Source organism: Elstera sp. (genome assembly GCF_044372965.1).
Lineage (GTDB): Bacteria > Pseudomonadota > Alphaproteobacteria > Elsterales > Elsteraceae > Elstera.
Genome location: NZ_JBILQX010000265.1, coordinates 1 through 3581 on the forward strand (window position 1 = coordinate 1; position 3581 = coordinate 3581).

General features: G+C 58.6%; 6 protein-coding genes. All 6 read right to left on the reverse strand.

From position 1 onward, the window contains the following. Nucleotides 1-67 (reverse strand): serine dehydratase beta chain (locus ACIQ36_RS19250; protein ID WP_395832377.1); only part of this gene is annotated, 67 nt, incomplete at its 3' end. Next, nucleotides 64-903: a lysophospholipid acyltransferase family protein gene (locus tag ACIQ36_RS19255; protein ID WP_395832371.1), complete on the reverse strand. Its 840-nt coding sequence runs from the start codon at nt 901-903 to the stop codon at nt 64-66. The genes ACIQ36_RS19255 and ACIQ36_RS19250, both read right to left, overlap by 4 nt. Before the next feature lie 26 nt (nt 904-929). Beyond that, nucleotides 930-1823, reverse strand: coding sequence for a GNAT family N-acetyltransferase (locus tag ACIQ36_RS19260; protein WP_395832373.1), 894 nt, complete (start codon nt 1821-1823; stop codon nt 930-932). Nucleotides 1824-1828: 5 nt separating this feature from the next. Continuing rightward, nucleotides 1829-2215 carry a transcriptional repressor gene (locus ACIQ36_RS19265; RefSeq protein WP_395832379.1) on the reverse strand — a complete coding sequence of 129 codons (387 nt, stop codon included), beginning with the start codon at nt 2213-2215 and terminating at the stop codon, nt 1829-1831. 241 nt (nt 2216-2456) lie between these two features. Then, on the reverse strand, nt 2457-2876 hold the full coding sequence (locus ACIQ36_RS19270; protein WP_045777221.1) for a MucR family transcriptional regulator: 420 nt from the start codon (nt 2874-2876) through the stop codon (nt 2457-2459). 140 nt (nt 2877-3016) lie between these two features. Then, a complete protein-coding gene (locus ACIQ36_RS19275) occupies nt 3017-3484 on the reverse strand; it encodes a GNAT family N-acetyltransferase (RefSeq protein ID WP_395832375.1) in 468 nt (155 codons plus the stop codon). Between the last annotated feature and the right edge of the window lie 97 nt (nt 3485-3581).

A 3581-nucleotide genomic window follows, 5' to 3' on the forward strand; every position in this document is an offset into this window, starting at 1 on the left:
GGCCGACTGTGTGCGAACTGGAGGGGCCAAGACCGATCTTAAAGAGATCGAACAGACTAACGCTCATTCTGCACCGGTAGCGGAAGGGGTGGGGAGGGGCGCGGCTGGGCGTCCCGAGAGGGCGGCGGCCAAACTCTTGGAAATGACGCTTTCGCAGTGGGTGGCCAGCGCTTTGCGGCTGCCCAATTGCTTTAGCGTTACCGGCGGATGGAAGGTAACGGCAATGGTGATTTTACCCAAACCGGCGAGACGCAGCAGGTGCCCGCCCATTTCCATATCGCCATACCAGGCGAGGAAAGGGCGTAAGGCCCGGCCCATGGGAATGCCGTTGATCATCGTATAAGCGATGGAGACCGGCTGCACGACCAACGGCCCGTGCCCGGTTTCAATCGCTGCGACGCTGAACAGTGCGCTTTTGAAGGGCAACACGCGGTTGCCGTCGCTGCTGGTGCCTTCGGGGAAGAGAATAAGATTATCGCCCGCGTGCAACCGGCTCGAAATATCGTCGCGCTGGGTATGGGTGGAGCCGCGCTTACGATCAACGAAGACCGTGCGCTGAAGCTTGGCGAGCCAACCAAATAACGGCCAGGTGCCTACTTCCGACTTCGCGACAAAACTGCCGGGGATCAGCGCGCCCAGCAAGCTGATATCGATATAACCGCCGTGATTAGCGATAAATAGCGTTGGGTGCAGGGTCGAGCGTTCGCCCCATTGTTCAATCTGAACGCCCAAGAGCCGCAGGCAACGGCGATGATACCAAACCGGAAAGCGCGTGCGGAACGAGGTGCCCAAGGCAATGGCGACAATCTGCACCGGCATGCACAGAAAGGTGAAGACGAGGTAGACGATCAGCCGGGATACGGCGAGAGGAAACGAGCCAATGCCCGCCATAATGCCGCTCATCGTCCCGCCCCGATGCTCATGGAATTTTAAGCAACCCCGGCGATTTCGTCGCCCGCCGCGTCGGTTGGGCCCGTTCCCGCGCCGCCCGTGGTGCGGCTATAGTGGTTCAGGTATTTTTCGGTGACGAGATCGGTTTTCACCAAAATACACACATCGACCGTATTGAATTGATGGTCGATCACTGCGCCATCGCCGACGAAACCACCCAAGCGCAGATAGCCTTTAATCAGCGGCGGCAAATCGGCCAGAGCGCGCTTCATGTCGATGGCGTCTTTCGGCATCCGGTCGAGGGCAACGAACCGATCCGCCAGGGCGCGCGGGCGCATTTCCTGCGGGGCCAGATGGTAGTGATGCAGATAGGACAAGGGCAGCGCGTGGGCGTCGGGGTCGATCCCCGGCAGGCTGGCGCAGCCGAACATCAGCGCAATATCGTGATGAAAGACGTAGGAGGCGATGCCACGCCACAGCAGTTGCATCGTCGGGCGGGTGCGGTAGCGCGTATCGACGCAGCTCCGGCCCAATTCCAAAAGCTTGCCGCCGAGGCCCAGCAAGGGGCTGATATCGAATTCCTCGCGGGTGTAGAAACCGCCGCAAGCATCCGCCGCCGGCTTGCGGATCAGCCGATAGGTGCCGACCACGGCATCTGCGCCGGTCCCCAAAGCGTGATCCAGCACAAGGAGGTGGTCGCAGGTCGCATCATAGGCATCAACATCGCGCTGTGAGGCGAGCGTCGCGCTATCGGGCGTGGCCCGCATTTCATCGTAGAAAATGCGATAGCGGAGAGCTTGCGCCGCGTCCAATTCTGCCGCCGTTTCGGCCAGCCGAACTTCCAGCGTTCCAGTTTTCAAATCGCCAACGAGGCGGTGCGCTTCTGTTTCGCCCGCCAAGCGATGCGGGGCTGGATCAACCTCGTGTCCCATAGGGATTAAGTACCTTTCGCCGGTTCCGGCTTATCAAGCCGAACCCCATAAAGTTCGAGCCGGTGATCGACCAGCCGATACCCCAGGGTTTCAGCGATCTTGCGCTGTAACTCTTCAATATCGCCGTTCTGAAATTCGATAACGGCCCCGGAATCGACATCGATCAAATGATCGTGGTGCTCTTCCGGCAGCTCCTCATAACGGGCGCGGCCATCGCCAAAATCATGGCGTTCCAGAATACTCGCCTCTTCCAGTAGGCGCACCGTGCGATACACGGTGGCAATAGAAATGCGCGGGTCAAGACTGGTGGCGCGACGGTAGAGCATTTCCACGTCGGGATGATCCGAGGCGTCGGACAAAACGCGGGCGATGATGCGCCGCTGTTCGGTCATCTTCAGCCCTTTATCGATGCACAAGCGCTCGAGGCGCGAGAGTGTCTCCTGTGGCACGGAAAGCCCTCCTCACTCGCCTTCTTATACTCGAAAAGGCCGGGCGCGCGCACGTACCTTATGGGGCCCGATTCAATCGGAGCCCATCGACCCCCAAAGGATCGTCGAAAAACCGGCCTTTTGTCAGCACAACGGCGGAAGGATCGCTCCCCCCGCCGTCGGTACAATTCGCAATCGTTAGGGCTTACTTGCCCAAACCGCGCCGCGACCGCGTGCCCAGACCGATTTGCTTGGCAAGCGAGCTGCGCTGCGTCGCATAGTTCGGCGCAACCATCGGGTAATCGCTGGGAAGATCCCAACGTTCCCGATACTGTTCCGGGGTCATGTTGAAGGCGGTTTTCAGATGACGCTTGAGCATCTTCAGTTTTTTGCCGTCTTCAAGGCAAATGATATAGTCCGGCGTGACCGATTTCTTTACGGGCACTGCCGGAACTGGCTTCTCCGGAACCACTTCGACAGGAGTGCCCAAGTTCGTTAACGCGCCGTAGACTTGACGGATAAGACCCGGCAAATCTCCGACAGGCACGGAGTTATTGGATAAGTAGGCCGCAACCACATTTGTGGTCAGCGTCGTAAGGTCTCGTGAAGTGCTGCTATCCGACATTGTTAACAATTCCATGTCGCTTGATACTTCGCAATGTATAGGGTGCTTTCAGCCCTGTTGCAATCTTTTTGCAAATCCATGCGTTAAAAAAATGAATGCAAAGCCTTAAAAATAAATTTCTTTAAGTTGATATCTGTTAATCAGCTAACCAAATCACGCCGCATCACCAAGGCTGCCTCGCGCGATCCATCCAAGTGCGCATAATAGTCCTTACGGCGGCCGACCTGCCGGAACCCGAAAGATTCGTATAAACGCTGGGCGGGTTTATTGCCCTCGGCGACCTCTAAAAACAAAACATGGCATCCCAATACCGCAAGACGCCCACAAAGACCTGACAAAAGCAGCCGACCAATACCTTGTTGGCGCGATTCCCGTAAAACGCCGAGCGTGAGCACCTCGCCCTCGCCCGCCGTAACGCGCGACAGAGCAAAGCCCAGGGGGCGGTCGCGCCAATCCAGCGCTAAAAACCCAAAAACGCCGCTGCCCTGCATCAGATCGACAAAGGTTTGCGGGCGCCACCCTTCCTCAAAGCAGGCCCCATGCAAAGCGGAGGCCAGCGACACATGGGCTAGGCCTAACTCCAGCAGTCGGGGGGGCGGCAACGACATGGGGTGCGCTTAGGCGATCGGGCGGAGATGCGGCAAAACCCCGCCGCCCGTGGGAATGACAGCGTCCGGCGCGCGCAGGTATAGCGGCGAGGCGGCG

Bases quoted from the DNA above. Each gene is read 5' to 3' on its own strand.
- ACIQ36_RS19265 (WP_395832379.1), bottom strand. From the start codon at position 2,215: ATGACCGAACAGCGGCGCATCATCGCCCGCGTTTTGTCCGACGCCTCG.
- ACIQ36_RS19255 (WP_395832371.1), bottom strand. From the start codon at position 903: ATGAGCGGCATTATGGCGGGCATTGGCTCGTTTCCTCTCGCCGTATCC.
- ACIQ36_RS19260 (WP_395832373.1), bottom strand. From the start codon at position 1,823: ATGGGACACGAGGTTGATCCAGCCCCGCATCGCTTGGCGGGCGAAACA.
- ACIQ36_RS19275 (WP_395832375.1), bottom strand. From the start codon at position 3,484: ATGTCGTTGCCGCCCCCCCGACTGCTGGAGTTAGGCCTAGCCCATGTG.
- ACIQ36_RS19270 (WP_045777221.1), bottom strand. From the start codon at position 2,876: ATGTCGGATAGCAGCACTTCACGAGACCTTACGACGCTGACCACAAAT.